Below are 1394 nucleotides of genomic sequence, written 5' to 3'. Positions count from 1 at the left end.
GGTCCTACGTTGTTGGTGGGTCGGACGGGCCGTCGTAGGGTCCAGAGATCCAGAGACACCGGGTATGGCTTTCAGTCGGTTGCCCTCGATGGTTCAGCTCACCTGGCCGCCCGGTGTCTCACGACGACTCGACCGCTGATTAGGAGCTGCGGGCCCCTCGGGTGCATCGCTGAGTAGGACCACGCTGGCGAGGTCGTCCGGACGAACAGTGCACATCGAACGACCGGAGGAACAGGTGGTCCAGATCTGGGCGGGGACGGACATCGGCAAGACCCACCACCACTGCGTGGTCCTGGACACGGAGGGCAGGAAGCTGCTCTCGCGCCGGGTCCTGAACGACGAGCCGGAACTGCTGGCCCTGCTCGCCGACGTACTGGCCATCGACGAGAACGTGGTCTGGGCGGTCGACGTCGCCGACGGCATGGCCGCCCTGCTGATCAACATGCTCCTCAACCACGGCCAGCAACTGGTCTACATACCCGGCCTGGCGGTCAACCGGGCCTCGGCCGGCTACCGGGGCATGGGCAAGACTGACGCGAAGGACGCCACCGTCATCGCCGACCAGGCCCGGATGCGCCGGGACCTGGCCGTCATCCGGCCGGACGACGAGCACGCCGTCGAGCTGAGGATCCTCACCAACCGCCGCGCCGACCTGAACGCCGACCGCACCCGCCGGATCAACCGCCTCCGCGGCCAACTCACCAGCATCTTCCCCGCGTTGGAGCGCGCCCTGGACCTGGGTAACGTCGGCCCGCTGGTTCTGCTGACCGGCTACCAGACACCGGCCTCCCTGCGCCGGACCGGCCGCAGCCGGCTGGAGACCTGGCTGCGCAATCGCAAGGTCCGCGGGGCCGACACGCTGGCCCAGGCCGCCCTGGCAGCCGCCGAGCGCCAGCACACCGCCCTCCCCGGGGAGAAGGTCGCCGCGCAGGTGATCCACACCCTGGCGAAGGAGGTGATGGGCCTCAACGAGCAGATCGCAGAGATCGACAAGCTCATTGCGGCCCGGTTTCGCGAGCACGACCTCGCCGACGTGATCGCCAGCATGCCCGGCATCGGCCCCCTGCTGGGAGCGGAGTTCCTGGCCGCCACCGCCGGCGACATGAGCCGCTTCGGCAGCGCCGACCGCCTGGCGGGCTTCGCCGGGGTCGCCCCGATGCCCCGCGATTCCGGCAACGTCAGCGGCAACCTGCACCGCCCCCGGCGCTACCACCGTGGCCTGCAGCGCGTCTTCTACACCTCCGCGCTCATCAGCATCCGCAGCTGCGAGGAGTCGCGCCGCTTCTACGAACGCAAGCGCGCTGAGGGCAAGCGGCACACCCAGGCCGTCCTCGCCCTGGCCCGACGACGGGTCAACGTCCTGTGGGCCCTCATCCGTGACGGACAGCGCTTCC

1 protein-coding gene is annotated in these 1394 nt (G+C 69.7%); it reads left to right on the top strand.

Features of this window, described 5'->3' with window-relative positions:
* Positions 1 to 235: 235 nt before the first annotated feature.
* Positions 236 to 1394 (top strand): IS110 family RNA-guided transposase (locus tag ABT092_RS30950; protein WP_351249832.1); only part of this gene is annotated, 1159 nt, incomplete at its 3' end.

The sequence above is a fragment of the Streptomyces sp. NPDC002490 genome, from assembly GCF_040296045.1.
Lineage (GTDB): Bacteria > Actinomycetota > Actinomycetes > Streptomycetales > Streptomycetaceae > Streptomyces.
This window is presented reverse-complemented; position numbering and strand designations above follow the sequence as displayed.